We start from the raw sequence: 13,830 nt of genomic DNA, 5'->3' as shown, positions 1-13,830 counted from the left end.
CAGGTCTTGCCCACAGATTGAGGGAACGCAGCATGACGCCACGCCAGCAGGTCTTCGCCGCCATCGACGCCGCCAACGCCGCCGACCCGAGGCTGGAGGATGGCCAGCCGGTCGAACTGCTCTACGGCCAGCGCATGACCGCCGAACAGGAACGGCTGTATTCCGACGCCCCGGACACGCTGGCGATCGCCTGCCGCGGCCAGCATATCGAGCGCTGGCTTCTGCCGCGCCAGGACTTCCCCGAAGGGCGCGAGGGCTACCTGACCTGGCGGCGCGAACAGGGCCGCCGCCATGCCGAGCGCGTCATGGGCCTGATGCGCGACGCGGGCTACCCCGAGGATCAGGTGGACCACGCGGGCCGGATGCTGCGGAAGGAAGGCATCAAGCGCGACCCCGCCGTGCAGGCGCTGGAGGACGTCGCCTGCTTCACCTTCATCCGCCACTACCTTGGCGATTTCGCGACCACGCAGGAACCCGATGCGCTGCTGGTGATCGTCCAGAAGACCGCCCGCAAGATGTCACCCGAGGCCCGCAGCCGCGCGCTGGCCGAGTTCCCGATGCCTGCTGCCTTTGCCGCCGCCTTCGAGCTTGAGGACGCAAGATGATCGACCTTGCGCCCCCCTGCGAAGGCTGCCGCTGCGCGATCGGCGCGGGTCCGGTCGAGCCTGCCCGCCCGCCTTTCGCCGCGGTTGTCGCCCATGGCCAGCCCGGCGATCCCGGCGCCCTGCAGCCCGAGCTTGAGGCGCTGGCCGCCGCGGTGCAGGCGCTGATGCCGGGCTGGAACGTGCGGGGGGCGACGCTCGCCTGCCGCCGCAGCCTGTCGGCGCTGGCGGGCGTGCAACTGATCTATCCCCAGTTCATGGCCGACGGCTGGTTCGTCCGCAGCGAGACGCCGCGCCGGCTGGCCGAGGCGGGGGTCGAGGGCGCGCGGATGGTCGCGCCCCTCGGGCTTGATCCCGAGATGCCTGCCATCGGCGCGCGTGTCGCGCGGGATGCGGCGCAAGCGGCCGGGATCGACCCGGCGCGGGCGACGCTGGTGGTCGTGGGCCACGGCTCGAAGGGGTCGCGTGCATCCGCCAACAGCACCCGCGCCTTTGCCGAGGCTCTGCCGGACGGGGCGGGCTTTGCCCATGTCACCACCGCCTTCATCGAGGAAGCGCCCTTCCTCTCCGATGTCGTGCCCCAAGGCCCCGCCGTCTGCCTGCCCTTCTTCGCCACCAACGGCGGCCATACGATCGAGGACATCCCCCAAGGCTGGCACGGCCATGGCCCCATCGCGCCGCCCATCGGCACGACCGGCGACATCCCCCGCCTGATCGCCGCCGCCCTGCAGAAGGCCGCCGCCACAGCCGAGGTTGCGGGCGGCTGACGTTCTCTTTTGCCGCTGCCTCTCGGGGGCTGCCTGCCCCCGAGAGGCCTTCGGCCTCTTCACCCGAGGATATGCGAAACTGTCCGAAGCATTGTCAGGGGGCGAATGGCGGCGGGGCTTCGGGGTGCCCGGCGGAAAGTTTCTGTCGGGCAGGGCCGGGGTGCCGGGGCAAGGCCTTCAGGTGGCCGGATCATCAGAAGCCGCGTCTTGCCAGCATTCTGGCGAGCATCCGGTCCACGGCGGTGTAGATCGTCAGCGACAGCGCCACCACGACGATCAGCGCGGCGAACATCAGGTCGGTCTTCATCCGCCCGTTCGCCTGGATCATCAGGGCGCCGAGGCCCCGCGCGCCGCCGACCCATTCGCCGATGACCGCGCCCACCGGCGCATAGATCGCCCCCAGCCGCAGCCCCGAGGCAAGCCTCGGCAGCGCCGCCGGAAAGCGCAGGTGCCGCAGTTCCGCCCAAGCCCCAGCGCCCATGGTCCGCGCCACGTCCATCTGCGCCGCGGGCGGCGACATCAGCCCGTCGTAAAGCGCCTGCGCCACCGGCACGAAGACGATCAGCACCACCATCGCCACCTTCGGCGCCATGCCGAAGCCCAGCCACAGCGTCAGGATCGGGGCGAGCGCGAAGACCGGGATGGTCTGGCTGACCACCAGCACCGGGGACAGCGCGCGGCCGATCCGCGGCAAGGCGGCCATCGTGGCGGCGGTGACGATGCCCAGCGTCGCGCCCAGGAACAGGCCGAGCACGGTTTCCCAGGCCGTCAGCAGGGCCGCGGGGGCAAGCTCGGCGCGGGATTGCCACAGCGCGGTTCCGACCGACAGCGGGCCGGGCAGCAGGTAGGGGGGCAGGGCCGTGACCCGCACGAAGCCTTCCCACAGCAGCAGGGCCGCCGCGATGGCCAGCAGCGCCCTCATGCGAGCAGCCTGTCCGTCAGGGCGGCCTGCGCGGCCAGCACCTCGGACGCGTCGTGGCGGCGCGGGGCGGGTCCGGGCGGGGCGGGATGGTCGTGCAGCCCCCCGGGCGTCATCACCACGATGCGGTCGCCGAGGCGCGCGGCCTCGGCCGGGTCATGCGTGACCATCAGCACGGTCCTGTCCCGCAGCAGCGCCGCCGCCATGTCGCCGGTTTCAAGCCGCAGGCGCGCATCCAGCGCCGAGAAGGGCTCGTCCAGCAGCACCAGCGGCCGGTCCTCGGCCAGTGTGCGGGCCAGCGCCACCCGCTGCCGCTGCCCGCCCGAAAGCTGTGCGGGCAGGCGGTCCTCCAGCCCCTCCAGCCCCACCGCATCGATCAGCGCCGCGATACGGGCGGGGTCGGCACGCTCGTGCCGCAGCCGCGCCCCGAGGCCGATGTTCTGCGCGACGGTCAGCCAGGAAAACAGCCCCGCGTCCTGCCCCATCAGCGCGCAGGGCAGGGTCGAGACCTCGCCCCGGAACTCGACCCCCGTCGGCAGCCCGGCCAGCAGCCGCAGCAGCGTCGATTTGCCGACGCCCGAGGCCCCCAGCAGGCAGGTCAGCCGCCCCGGTTCCAGCGCCAACGCCAGCGGCCCGAACAGACCCGGCACCTCGCCCGAGACGCGCGGGGCGGCGGGGGTCATGTCCGCCCCAGGCCCCAGAATGCGGCTTCGAGCCGCGTCGCCGTGGCGAAGCGGTCCGCCAGTTCGCGCCAGCGCGGCAGGGTTTCCGGCGCCCCGCCCAGACGCGCGGAGACGGCGCCGTCGATCAGCGCGCCGACCTCGCGGCAGGCCCGCTGGTAATCCTCGCCCGCATAGGTTCCGATCCAGTCGCGGTAGGGGGTATCCGCTGCCCCTTCGCGGGCAAGCCGCAGGCCGATCTCGCCATAGCCCAGCACGCAAGGGGCCAGAGCCGCCAGCAGATCGAGGAAATCGCCCGAGTAGCCCGCTTCCAGCACATAGCGCGTATAGGCGAGGTTCTCGGGCGCCTCGGGGGTGCGCTCAAGCTCCTCGGCCGAAATCCCCGCCCCGGCGCAGAGGCGGATGTGCAGCGGCATCTCGTGGTTCACAAGCGCATCCACGGTGGCGATGCAGGCCCGCATCTCGGCCGTCGTACCCGCCTTGACCGCGCCCAAGGCCCAAGCCCGGCTGAAATGGATCAGGAAGCGGTAGTCCTGCGCCAGATAGTTCAGGAACGCCCCGCGCGGCAGGCTGCCGTCGCCCAGGCCCTGCACGAAGGAATGGCGCACATAGGCGTCCCAGCCTTCGGCGGTGTCGCGCCATGCGGCGAAGCTGCGGCCGTAGTCCGTCATTCCGCCGCCCCCGGATCAAGCGCGAAGCGGGCCACCGGCCAGGCCTCGTCGATCAGCCCGGCGTCCAGCAGGAACTGCTCGAACCGCCGATAGCGTCCGTGGTCCAGCGCGGCGGGGGACAGGGCGAAGCGGCCGAAGGTGTCTTCCCACGCCTGCGTGTTCAGGGCATCCGACAGGTCGGGGGCGTGGGCGGCGAAGATCCCGCGCGCCTCCTCGGGATGGTTCAGCATGAACTGGGTGCCGCGTTCGACCGCCGAAAGAAAGCGGTTCACCCGGTCGCGGTCCATCCGTTCGGGGTTGGCGACGAAGATCAGCTCGTCATAGGCGGGCAGGCCCTCTTCCTCGAGGAACAGGCAGCGGCCCTCGCCGCCAGCCAGCCGCATCTGCGTGACCTCGAAATTGCGGAAACCGCCGATGGTGGCGTCCACCTGCCCCGACAGAAGCGCCGAGGTCAGCGCCCAGTTGACGTTGACCATCTCGACATCGTCCAGCGTCATGTCCGCGGTCGCCAGCAGGGCCGAGACCAGCGCCTGTTCCACCCCCGCGACCGAATAGCCGATCCTGCGGCCTTTCAGGTCGGCCACCTCCTGCACCGGCCCGTCCGCCCGCACCATCAGGCAGTTCAGCGGCATCGCGACCAGGGTGCCCACGCGGCGCAGGGGCAGCCCCTCATGCACCTGCAGGTGCAGTTGCGGCTGGTAGCTGATCCCCAGGTCGGCGCGGCCCGCTGCCACCAGCTTGGGCGGGTCGGCGGGGTCGGCGGGGGACACGATCTCGACCTCCAGGCCGGCATCGGTGAAGAAGCCCCGTTCCTCGGCGATCACGATGGGGGCATGGCCGGGGTTCACGAACCAGTCGAGTATCAGCGTCAGCCTGTCCTGCGCCAGCGCAGGGGAAGCCAGCGCCATCAGCGCGGCGGTCAGCAGGTGCTTCATCAGCGGTCTCCGGTGGCGATCAGGACAATGTCGGCATGGGTGGGCGCAAGGATGCGCGCCGCGCGCCATGCCCGCAGGCCGGACCGGCAGGCGATGACCGCGCGGGCGCCCCGTGGCGGCTGCGGCGGGACCGCGGGATCGGCGCGCAGGGCGGCGGGGTGGACGGGGGTCGGGGCCTCGTCCTCGGGGCGCAGTTCCAGCACGAAGTCGCCCTCGCGGATGTCGCCCGCGTCGATGAAGCGGAAGCCGCCCTCGGGTTCCGCCGCGTTGTCGAAGCGGAAGCCGCCCCAGCGCAGGCCAGTCCCCAGCGTGACCAGTTGGCCCAGGGGCGATGGCTTCAGCCCCAGCAGCACCGCCAGCGCCATCTGCGCCTGCATGGTGCCGAGCATCCCGACAACAGGGCCAAGGACGCCCGCGGTCGCGCAGGTCGCGGCGCGTTCGGGCAGGTCGGGGAACACCGCCCGCAGGCCCGGCGCCCCGCCGCAGAAGCCCCCGCAATAGCCCGTCAGCCCCAGCGCCGAGGCCGAGATCAGCGGCACCCCCGCCGCCAGGCAGGCATCCGACAGGATGTAGCTCATCGCGAAGCTGTCGCCGCAGTCCAGCACGACATCCATCCCCTCGACCAGTTCCGCCGCATTCGCGGGTGTCAGGGGATGGTGGACGGGGACGACGGAAATGCCGGGATCGAGCGCCGCGACAAAGGCCCGCGCCGAGTCCGCCTTGTTCCACCCGACGCGCCCCGCGTGGATCGGCTGGCGGTGCAGGTTGGTGGTTTCCACCACGTCGGGATCGACGATGGTCAGCGTCCCCACCCCTGCGCCCGCCAGATACATGATCGCGGGCGAGCCCAGCCCGCCCGCACCGACCACCAGCAGCCGCGCGCCTCGCAGCTGCGCCTGTCCCCTTTCGCCGACTTCGGGCAGGATCATCTGGCGCAGATGCCGTTCTTCCTTGAGAAATGCCCCACGGGGATTTTGGAGGCTCGGACAGGAAGCGGAAAGGGAAACAGCCTCCGAAGCTGTTTCCCCGCCGGTTGAGTCCGGTGGATTGTTCTCGGCGGCAAACGGGCCGGCAGGCCCGAGGGGGTGTGTGTAACCCCCGCCTTGGGGGGCGTCCTTGCTCATCCCACCGCCCTCAGCCATTCGCGCATCCTCGCGTCGGGGTCGGGGTTCCGCGTGATGTCCGTCACCGCCGACGCGACATCTGCCCCGGCCTTCAGCGCCGCGCGGCCCCGCTCGGGCGTCAGCCCGCCGATGGCGACCAGCGGCACCTCGCCGACCCTCCGCTTCCATTCCGCCACGCGGTCCAGTCCCTGCGGCGCCCAGGGCATCTTCTTCAGGATTGTCGGCCAGACGGGACCGAGCGCGACATAATCGGGCCGCAGCGACAGGGCGCGATCAAGCTCGGCATCGTCATGGGTCGAAATCCCCAACCGCAGCCCGGCGGCTCGGATGGCCGGGATGTCCGCGCCGTCCAGATCCTCCTGTCCCAGATGCAGCCAGTCGCAGCCAAGCTCGATCGCAAGCCGCCAGTGGTCGTTGACGACAAGGATCGCACCCGCCGCGCGGGCATGGCCGCGCGCCGCCGCGATCTCGGTCCGCAGCGCGTCCTCGGGGGCATCCTTGACGCGAAGCTGGACCATGCGGGTGCCCACCGCCAGCGCCCGCGCCACCCAGTCGGCGGAATCGAAGATCGGATAAAAGCGCGGCAGCCTTTGCGTCATTGCAGGAAGGCCTTGCCGATCAGGGGCGTCGATGGCGTCGCCATCTCGCGTTCGTCGATCGGGTCGGCAAGGAAGGCCGCGCGTCCCGCATCCAGCGCCTGCGCCATCGCGCGGGCCATCGTCACCGGATCGCCCGCCTTGGCGACGGCGGTGTTCAGCAGAACTGCGTCAAAGCCCAGTTCCATCGCCGCCGCGGCGTGGCTGGGCCGCCCGATGCCCGCGTCGATCACCAGCGGCACATCCGGGAAGGCCGCCCGCAAGGCCCGAAGCCCCAGCGGGTTGTTCAGCCCCAGCCCCGAACCGATGGGCGCGCCCCAAGGCATCAGCACCTCGCACCCGGCCCGCAGCAACTGGTCGCAGACCGACAGGTCCTCGGTGCAGTAGGGAAAGACCTTGAAGCCCTGCCGCGACAGTTCCCGCGCCGCCTCGACCAGCGCAAAGACATCGGGGGCCAGCAGGTCGTCATGGCCGATGACCTCCAGCTTGATCCAGTTGGTCCGCAGCAGCTCGCGCGCCATCTGGGCGGTGGTCACGGCTTCCTTGACCGTGTGGCAGCCGGCCGTGTTGGGCAGAAGCGCCACGCCCAGTTCCTCGATCAGCCGCAGGAAAGCCTGCCCGCCGCCCGATTCCCGCCGCAGCGAGACGGTGGCGACGCCCGCGCCCGAGGCGCTGAAGGCCGCGGCAAGGATCGCCGGGCTGGGATATTGCGCAGTCCCCAGCATCATCGGCGAGGATATGGACTTGCCGTAGAAAACCGGCATTTCAGCCTCCCTGCATGGGGGACAGGATTTCAAGCGTGTCGCCCGGCGAGAGTTCCGTGTCCGGCCGCGCCTCCTGCGGGACGAACTGCCCGTTCAGCGCCGTCGCGACCCGCGCATGGCCAAGGTCGAGTGCCGCCAGCGCATCCGCCACGGTGGCCGCCTTGATCTCTTTCATCTCACCGTTGATCGTCAGTTTCATGCCAGAACTCCGGTTTCGCATCCGTGTCGATATGGTCGGCAAGCTGCCGGGCGACGGCGGGCGCCAGCAGATAGCCGTGGCGGTAAAGGCCGTTGGCGCAAAGCCGGCCATCCACGCGGCCGATCCGCGGAAGGTTGTCGGGGAAGGCCGGGCGCGCATCCGCGCCCAGTTCGAGGATCTCGGCCTCGCCGAAGGCCGGGTTCAGCGCATAGGCCGCGCTGAGCAGTTCCAGCACCGAGCGCGCGGTCACGACGCCCCGCCGGTCGCTTTCGATCATCGTCGCCCCCAGCATGAAGACTCCGTCGCCGCGGGGAACAAGATAGATGGGAACGCGGGGATGCAAAAGCCGGACGGGCCGCGACAGTTTCACCTCGGGGCAGCGCAGCACCAGCATCTCGCCCCGGACCCCGCGCAGGTCGGGCAGGATGTCGCGGGCGGCAAGGCCGCGGCAGTCGATGACCTCGCCCGCATCCCCGGGCGGCTCGGCCAGGACGTCGATCCCCCGCGCCGCCAGCCCCGATTGCAGCGCGGCCATCGCGGCGCGGGGGTCCAGATGCGCCTCGGCCGCGAAGAACAGGGCGCGGTCGAAGCGGTCGCTCAGGTCCGGTTCCAGTTCGCCTATACGGTTGCCGGCGATAATCTCATGGCCCTCGGTCCGGCGGGCAAAGCGGTCGAGTTCCGCCCGGTCGCGTCCCAGCGCCACGACCAGCGTGCCGTTGCGGGTGACGCCACCGGCATGGCTTTCCCACCAGTCGATGGCGGTCTGGCCGTGGCGCAGTACGGGTTCCTCGGCGCTCTCGAACTCGCAGAAGGGCGCGAGCATGCCCCCCGCCCACCAGGAACAGCCGTGCCCGCCCGGGCCAGCCCCGGGGTCCACCAGCGCGACTTCGTGGCCGCGAGCGGCAAGTTCCGTGGCCACTGCCAGCCCCATGACCCCCGCGCCGAGGATGGTGAAGCGCCCGCTCACGCCGTCCACCATTCATGGAAGTGATGCACCGGGCCGTGACCGCTGCCCACCCGCAGGCTGTCCGCGGCGGCGATTGCCCCCTGCAGCCAGCGATGGGCGCGTTCCACGGCCTCGGGCACCGGCCGGCCCAGCGCCAGCCCCGCCGCGATGGCCGAGGACAGCGAGCAGCCGGTGCCGTGGCTGTTCTTCGTGCGGATGCGCGGCGCGGAAAAGCTGCGGGTCTCGGGACCGACAAGCAGGTCGGTGCAGGTCTCGCCCTCGGCATGACCTCCCTTCATCAGCACCCATTGGCTGCCCAGCGCGGCCAGCGCCCGGCCCTGTGCCTCGGCCTCGGTCATGTCCCCGGCCACGGTGCGGCCCAGCAGCCGCGCGGCTTCCGGCAGGTTGGGGGTCAGGACCGTGGCGCGCGGCATCAGCAGATCGCGCAGGGCGGCGATGGCGTCATCCTCGATCAGCCGGTCGCCCGACTTGGCGATCATCACCGGGTCAAGGACCAGCGGCACCCTGTGCCCTTCCAGCGCCTCGGCCACGGCCCTTGTGGCGGCGGCGGTCCCCAGCATCCCGATCTTCACCGCGCTGACGTTCAGGTCGTCGAAGACCGCCTCGATCTGGGCGCGGATCATCTGCGGAGAGACGCTTTCCACGCGGGTCACGGCGTGGGTGTTCTGCGCGGTGATCGCGGTCAGGACGCTGGCGCCATAGACGCCCAGCGCCGAGAATGTCTTGAGATCGGCCTGGATGCCGGCCCCGCCGCCGCTGTCGGACCCCGCGATGGTCAGCGCGATCGCCATGTCTTCCCCCAACGATGGCCGGCAAAGGGGGACATGGCAGCCGCAGTTGCACGGCATGGCCCGTTCCCTTCGCCGGCATGACCCGGATCAGGTTCGATGGGTGCTGTGCCTTGCACATCTCAGCCCCGCGCGGGGCGCCCCAACGAGCGTTGGATCAATCATAGCAGCCCCATCGCAGGGGGCAAGCGGGTCACGCGCAACTTGCGCCGGGGTTCTGGCGGGACTGCAGCAAGCGGCGGTTTTCACCCCCGGGATGGACCCCCGCCCCCTCTTCACTCCCAGAGGATGTTCACGACCGCGCGGACCCTTCGCGGGGCGCCGAAAGATCGGGGCTTCGGAGGGTTCCAAATATCCTCGGGGGGGAATCGCCGAAACGGTGACGGGGGGTAGGCGGCCCCCCTGCTGCGGTGGCGATCCGGCGCGACCTACAGCCCCAAGGCGCCATAGCTGGTGGCGATGCGGCGGATCGCGACGATATAGGCGGCGGTCCGCAGGTCGGGCACGCGGCCGTCCTCGGCCTGCACCGTCGCCATCTGCTGGAAGGCGCTGCGCATGGTGTCGTCCAGTCCCGAGCGCACCAGTTCCAGTTCATCCGCGCCGCGCAGGTATTTCTGCTTGAAGCCCTCGGACAGTGTCCAGCCCGACCCGGTGTCGGCTGACAGGCGTTCCAGTTCATCGACCAGCAGGGCGTGGCGGGCTTCCTCCTGCCGCCGCTCCAGCCGGCCGAAGCTGATCTGCTGCAGGTTCTTGACCCATTCGAAATAGCTGACCGTGACGCCGCCCGCGTTGGCGTAAAGGTCGGGCAGGATGACGGTGCCGCGCCGGCGCAGGATCTCGTCGCCCTCGGCGGTGATGGGACCGTTCGCCGCCTCGACCACCAGCCGCGCATGGATGCGACCGGCATTGCCCGCGTGAATCACGCCCTCCATCGCGGCCGGGATCAGGATGTCGCAGTCGAGTTCCAGCGCACCCGCCGAGTCCGCCTCGAAGCTCGCGCCGGGGAAGCCCCTGACCCCGCCGGTCGCGTGCAGGTGCGACTGCAGGTCGGCGATGTTCAAACCGTCCGGGTTCATCACCGCCCCGTCGCGTTCGGCCACGGCGATGATCTTCGCGCCGTCCTCGGTGGACAGGAACTGCGCCGCGTGGAAGCCCACGTTGCCCAGGCCCTGCACGACGACACGCTGGCCTTCCAGCGAGCCGGTCAGGCCCGCGCGGGCCAGCACCTCGGGCGTGCGGAAGACCTCGCGCAGGGCGTATTGCACGCCGCGGCCCGTGGCCTCGACCCGGCCCGCGATGCCGCCCAGCCGCAGCGGCTTGCCGGTGACGCAGGCGCGGGCGTTGATGTCCTCGGGGTGCAGGCGCTTGTAGGCATCGGCCATCCAGGCCATCTCGCGCTCGCCCGTGCCCATGTCGGGCGCCGGCACGTTCTGGCTGGGCGAGATCAGGCTGCGCCGCGACAGCTCGTAGGTGAAGCGGCGGGTGATCTTCTCAAGCTCGTCCTCCTCCCAGGCGCGGGGGTCCAGCGTCAGCCCGCCCTTGGACCCGCCGAAGGGCAGTTCCACCAGCGAGCATTTGTAGGTCATCAGCGCGGCCAGCGCCTCGACCTCGTCCTGGTTGACGCCCAGCGCATAGCGGATGCCGCCCTTGACCGGCTCGTGGTGTTCGGAATGAACCGAACGGTAGCCGGTGAAGGTATGGATCTGCCCCCGCAGCCGGACGCCGAAGCGGACGACGTAGGTGGAATTGCAGACGCGGATCTTCTCCTCCAGCCCCGGCGCGAGGTCCATGAGGCTCGCAGCCTGGGTGAACATCCGGTCGACCGAGTCGCGGAACGATGGCTGCGTGAAGGGAGCATTCATGGCGGGCGTCCTTCTTGGGGGCGCCTGCGGGCGCCGGGTCTGGGCTGCCCGAAGCTTAGGCAGCCGAAGCGCCGTCCGTCCACGAACAATGACGTTCCGCCGGTGCGGCTGGACAGTTCGCCGGTGGCGCAAACGCACCCTTCAACGGGCGGCCGGCGACATAGGTTTCCACCACCGCGCGGTCGTCGCCCATGACCTGAAGGATGAACAGTTCCTGCATCAGCGAATCCACCTTGTCGTGCCGCAGCCGCATGGCTTCCGTGGCGCGGGGGTCCAGCACCACCAGGTCGGCATATCGGCCCGGCTGGACGCTGCCGACCCGGTCCTCCATCCCCAAGGCGATGGCATTTCCACGCGTGGCCCAGTGGAAGGCCGCGAAAGGGTGCATCCGCTGGCCGCGCATCTGGGCGATCTTGTAGGCCTCGGACAGCGTCGCGAGCATCGACCAGCTGGTGCCGCCGCCGATGTCGGTGGCGACCCCGGTGACGATCCCTGCGTCCCGCATCCCCCGGTCGTCGAACAGCCCCGAGCCGAGAAACAGGTTCGAGGTCGGGCAGTGGACCGCCCGCGTCCCCGTCTCGGCCATCTGCGCGATTTCGCGGTCGGACATATGGATCGCATGGCCCATCAGGCTGCGCGGCCCCAGCAGGCCGAAGCGGTCGTAGATGTCGAGGTAATCCTTCGCCTCGGGATAAAGCTGCATGGTCAGCTCGATCTCGGCGCGGTTCTCGTTGAGGTGCGTCTGGATCGCGAGGCCGGGGTTCTCGGCGGCCAGCGTCCCGGCTGCCCGCAGCTGTTCGGGCGTCGAGGTGATCGCGAAGCGGGGCGTGATGATATATTCCAGCCGCCCACGTCCGTGCCATTTCTCGATCAGCGCGCGGCTGTCGTCATAAGAGGCCTGCGCCGTGTCCAGCACCGCCTCGGGCGCGTTGCGGTCCATCATGACCTTGCCCGCCAGCATCGCCATGCCCCGCGTCTCGGCCGCCGCGAACAGCGCCTCGGCGCTCTCGCGGTGGACGGAACAGAAGGCGCTGGCGGTGGTGGTGCCGTTCAGGATCAGCTGGTCTAGGAAAGCCTCGGCCATGCGGGCGGCATGGGCGGGGTCGCGGTATTGCGCCTCGATGGGGAAGGTGTGGTCGTTCAGCCAGTCGAGCAGTTGCGCGGCCCAGGCGGCCACGACCTGCACCTGAGGGAAATGGATATGCGGATCGACGAAGCCCGCGGTGATGATGTGGGGGCGGTGGTCTATTTCCTGCGCCCCGGGATTCTTGGTGTCGGCGTAATCGCCCACGGCGAGGATGCGGCCGTCTTCGACCAGGATCGCGCCGTTTTCCCAGAAGCGATGGCTGTCGTCGGTCTCGGCGGGGTCGGCATGGAAGCTCAGCACGCGGCCGCGCAGGAGGGTCTTGGTCATGGGAGGCTTTCGTTTCAGGCGGTTGCGTGGGCCGGGTGGCGGGCCAGCAGGGTAGCCATGATCTCGGTCGCCGTGAAGGCCGCGATGACCTCGGGGCGCTTGTCGCGGACGGTGCCGCCGATGGGGCAGGTCAGCGGCGCGGGGTCGATGCCCCGCTGACGGGCGAAGCGGGCGAAAGTCGCCCGCTTGGTGGCGCTGCCGATCATGCCGACATAAGCGGCGTCGCCCCGCGCCAGCGCCTCGGCGGCGATCAGGAAATCCAGCGCATGGTCGTGGGTCAGGATCACATAGGCTGAACCGGAAGGCGCACGGCGCACCTCGGCCTCGGGCAGGGGGGTGAGTTCGCCCGGCACATCCGCCAGCGCCAATTCGGCCGGGCGCTGGTCGATCAAGCGCAGCTTTACCGGCAGCGGCAGCATTGCGCGGGCGAGCGCGCGCCCGACATGGCCTGCGCCGAAGATCAGCACCGAGGGCTTGAGTGGCGCTGGGCTGGCGGGCTCACGGTCCAGCGTCAGTTCCACCCGCCCGCCGCAGCACTGGCCGATCTCGGGGCCGAGGGGCACGTCCATGACCGCACGCAACTCGCCCCGCGCCAGCATCTGCCGCGCCCGGTCGATGGCAAGGTATTCCAGTTGCCCGCCGCCGATGGTGCCGGTGACGGCGTCGGCGCCCACCATCATCTCGGCCCCTTCCTCGCGGGGGGTGGAGCCTCGGGCGCGGGTGATGCGGACGCGGATCATCCGCCGGTCAGGGCCAGCGGCCCGCCCCGCAGCCGTTCGACGGCCATCAGCACCCGTTCCGGCGTGGCGGGGGCGTCGAGCCTCGGGCATTCGCGATAATCCGCGACCGAGGCGACCGCATGGCCGATCGCCTCGAAGACCGAGATGCCCAGCATGAAGGGCGGCTCGCCCACGGCCTTGGACCGCTTGATCGTGCGCTCCTTGTTTTCCGACCACTCGGCCAGCTTCACGTTGAAGATCTTGGGCCGGTCGGACGCCAGCGGGATCTTGTAGGTCGAGGGCGCGTGGGTCCGCAGCCGCCCCTCCTTGTCCCACCACAGTTCCTCGCTGGTCAGCCAGCCGGTGCCCTGCACGAAGGCGCCTTCCACCTGGCCCTTGTCCAGCGCCGGGTTGATGGACCTGCCCACGTCATGCAGCACGTCCGTCCGCTCGATCACGTATTCCCCTGTCAGCGTGTCCACCGAGACCTCGGAACAGGCCGCGCCATAGGCGTAGTAATAGAAGGGCCGCCCGCGCCCTTCGGCCCGGTTCCAGTGGATCTTGGGCGTGGCGTAGAAGCCCGCGGCCCAGAGCTGGACGCGCGAGAGATAGGCCATCTCGACCACCTTCGAGAACGGGATGGCCTCGCCGCGCACCACGACATGATCGGGGATGAAGGCGATCTCCTCCGGCGTGGCGTCCCTCGCCGTGCAGAGGAAGGCGATGAGCCGCGCCTTGATCTGGTTGCAGGCGTCGAGCGCGGCCATGCCGTTGAGGTCGGTGCCCGAGGAGGCCGCGGTGGCCGAGGTGTTCGGCACCTTCT

16 protein-coding genes and 1 riboswitch are annotated in these 13,830 nt (G+C 70.4%); of the genes, 2 read left to right on the top strand and 14 right to left on the bottom strand.

The annotated features are described in order from the left end of the window. The first annotated feature begins 32 nt into the window (after positions 1 to 32). Together Q4F04_RS01855 and Q4F04_RS01850 are read left to right on the top strand one after the other, a co-directional pair. Positions 33 to 605: a DUF4202 domain-containing protein gene (locus Q4F04_RS01855; protein WP_303368139.1), complete on the top strand. Its 573-nt coding sequence runs from the start codon at positions 33 to 35 to the stop codon at positions 603 to 605. Next, positions 602 to 1,369 carry a cobalamin biosynthesis protein CbiX gene (locus Q4F04_RS01850; RefSeq protein ID WP_303368138.1) on the top strand — a complete coding sequence of 256 codons (768 nt, stop codon included), beginning with the start codon at positions 602 to 604 and terminating at the stop codon, positions 1,367 to 1,369. The genes Q4F04_RS01855 and Q4F04_RS01850 overlap by 4 nt, the downstream gene beginning before the upstream one ends. Positions 1,370 to 1,562: 193 nt before the next feature. Here Q4F04_RS01850 and Q4F04_RS01845 read toward each other — a convergent pair whose 3' ends face one another. From Q4F04_RS01845 to Q4F04_RS01780, 14 genes are all read right to left on the bottom strand, one after another. Further along, positions 1,563 to 2,291 carry an ABC transporter permease gene (locus Q4F04_RS01845; protein ID WP_303368137.1) on the bottom strand — a complete coding sequence of 243 codons (729 nt, stop codon included), beginning with the start codon at positions 2,289 to 2,291 and terminating at the stop codon, positions 1,563 to 1,565. Continuing rightward, positions 2,288 to 2,971, bottom strand: a complete 684-nt coding sequence (locus Q4F04_RS01840) for an ABC transporter ATP-binding protein (RefSeq protein ID WP_303368136.1) — start codon at positions 2,969 to 2,971, stop codon at positions 2,288 to 2,290. Before Q4F04_RS01840 ends, Q4F04_RS01845 begins: the two co-directional genes overlap by 4 nt. Then, positions 2,968 to 3,639, bottom strand: a complete 672-nt coding sequence (gene tenA / locus Q4F04_RS01835; protein WP_303368135.1) for a thiaminase II — start codon at positions 3,637 to 3,639, stop codon at positions 2,968 to 2,970. The genes Q4F04_RS01840 and tenA overlap by 4 nt, the downstream gene beginning before the upstream one ends. Then, on the bottom strand, positions 3,636 to 4,574 hold the full coding sequence (locus Q4F04_RS01830) for an ABC transporter substrate-binding protein (protein ID WP_303368134.1): 939 nt from the start codon (positions 4,572 to 4,574) through the stop codon (positions 3,636 to 3,638). The genes tenA and Q4F04_RS01830 overlap by 4 nt, the downstream gene beginning before the upstream one ends. After that, entirely contained in the window at positions 4,574 to 5,503 is a 930-nt protein-coding gene (locus Q4F04_RS01825; protein WP_303368133.1) for a HesA/MoeB/ThiF family protein, read from the bottom strand. The genes Q4F04_RS01830 and Q4F04_RS01825 overlap by 1 nt, the downstream gene beginning before the upstream one ends. Before the next feature lie 191 nt (positions 5,504 to 5,694). Then, the gene (locus tag Q4F04_RS01820; RefSeq protein WP_303368132.1) at positions 5,695 to 6,297 is read right to left on the bottom strand and encodes a thiamine phosphate synthase; all 603 of its coding nucleotides are present in this window, start codon (positions 6,295 to 6,297) and stop codon (positions 5,695 to 5,697) included. After that, positions 6,294 to 7,058 carry a thiazole synthase gene (locus tag Q4F04_RS01815; protein WP_303368131.1) on the bottom strand — a complete coding sequence of 255 codons (765 nt, stop codon included), beginning with the start codon at positions 7,056 to 7,058 and terminating at the stop codon, positions 6,294 to 6,296. The genes Q4F04_RS01820 and Q4F04_RS01815 overlap by 4 nt, the downstream gene beginning before the upstream one ends. Position 7,059: 1 nt before the next feature. Continuing rightward, positions 7,060 to 7,257: a sulfur carrier protein ThiS gene (thiS, locus tag Q4F04_RS01810; protein WP_303368130.1), complete on the bottom strand. Its 198-nt coding sequence runs from the start codon at positions 7,255 to 7,257 to the stop codon at positions 7,060 to 7,062. Next, positions 7,235 to 8,224 (bottom strand): glycine oxidase ThiO, encoded by a 990-nt coding sequence (gene thiO / locus Q4F04_RS01805; RefSeq protein WP_303368129.1) that lies wholly within the window; start codon positions 8,222 to 8,224, stop codon positions 7,235 to 7,237. Before thiO ends, thiS begins: the two co-directional genes overlap by 23 nt. Further along, positions 8,221 to 9,015, bottom strand: coding sequence for a bifunctional hydroxymethylpyrimidine kinase/phosphomethylpyrimidine kinase (gene thiD, locus Q4F04_RS01800; protein ID WP_303368128.1), 795 nt, complete (start codon positions 9,013 to 9,015; stop codon positions 8,221 to 8,223). Before thiD ends, thiO begins: the two co-directional genes overlap by 4 nt. 47 nt (positions 9,016 to 9,062) lie before the next feature. Beyond that, positions 9,063 to 9,167, bottom strand: a riboswitch (TPP riboswitch). A 273-nt stretch (positions 9,168 to 9,440) separates the two neighbouring features. Then, a complete protein-coding gene (locus Q4F04_RS01795; RefSeq protein ID WP_303368127.1) occupies positions 9,441 to 10,874 on the bottom strand; it encodes a Glu/Leu/Phe/Val dehydrogenase in 1,434 nt (477 codons plus the stop codon). 55 nt (positions 10,875 to 10,929) lie between these two features. After that, positions 10,930 to 12,288, bottom strand: a complete 1,359-nt coding sequence (gene guaD, locus Q4F04_RS01790) for a guanine deaminase (protein ID WP_303368126.1) — start codon at positions 12,286 to 12,288, stop codon at positions 10,930 to 10,932. A 14-nt stretch (positions 12,289 to 12,302) separates the two neighbouring features. Next, complete coding sequence (xdhC, locus tag Q4F04_RS01785; protein WP_303368125.1) at positions 12,303 to 13,028, bottom strand: xanthine dehydrogenase accessory protein XdhC; 726 nt, start codon at positions 13,026 to 13,028, stop codon at positions 12,303 to 12,305. Continuing rightward, the coding region (locus tag Q4F04_RS01780; protein ID WP_303368124.1) for a molybdopterin cofactor-binding domain-containing protein at positions 13,025 to 13,830 on the bottom strand (806 nt) is incomplete at its 5' end. The genes Q4F04_RS01780 and xdhC, both read right to left, overlap by 4 nt.

Source organism: Paracoccus sp. (in: a-proteobacteria) (assembly GCF_030536915.1).
Classification (GTDB): domain Bacteria; phylum Pseudomonadota; class Alphaproteobacteria; order Rhodobacterales; family Rhodobacteraceae; genus Paracoccus.
The sequence above is the reverse complement of the archived record's forward strand: the minus strand, read 5'-3'. Positions and strand labels throughout refer to the sequence as shown.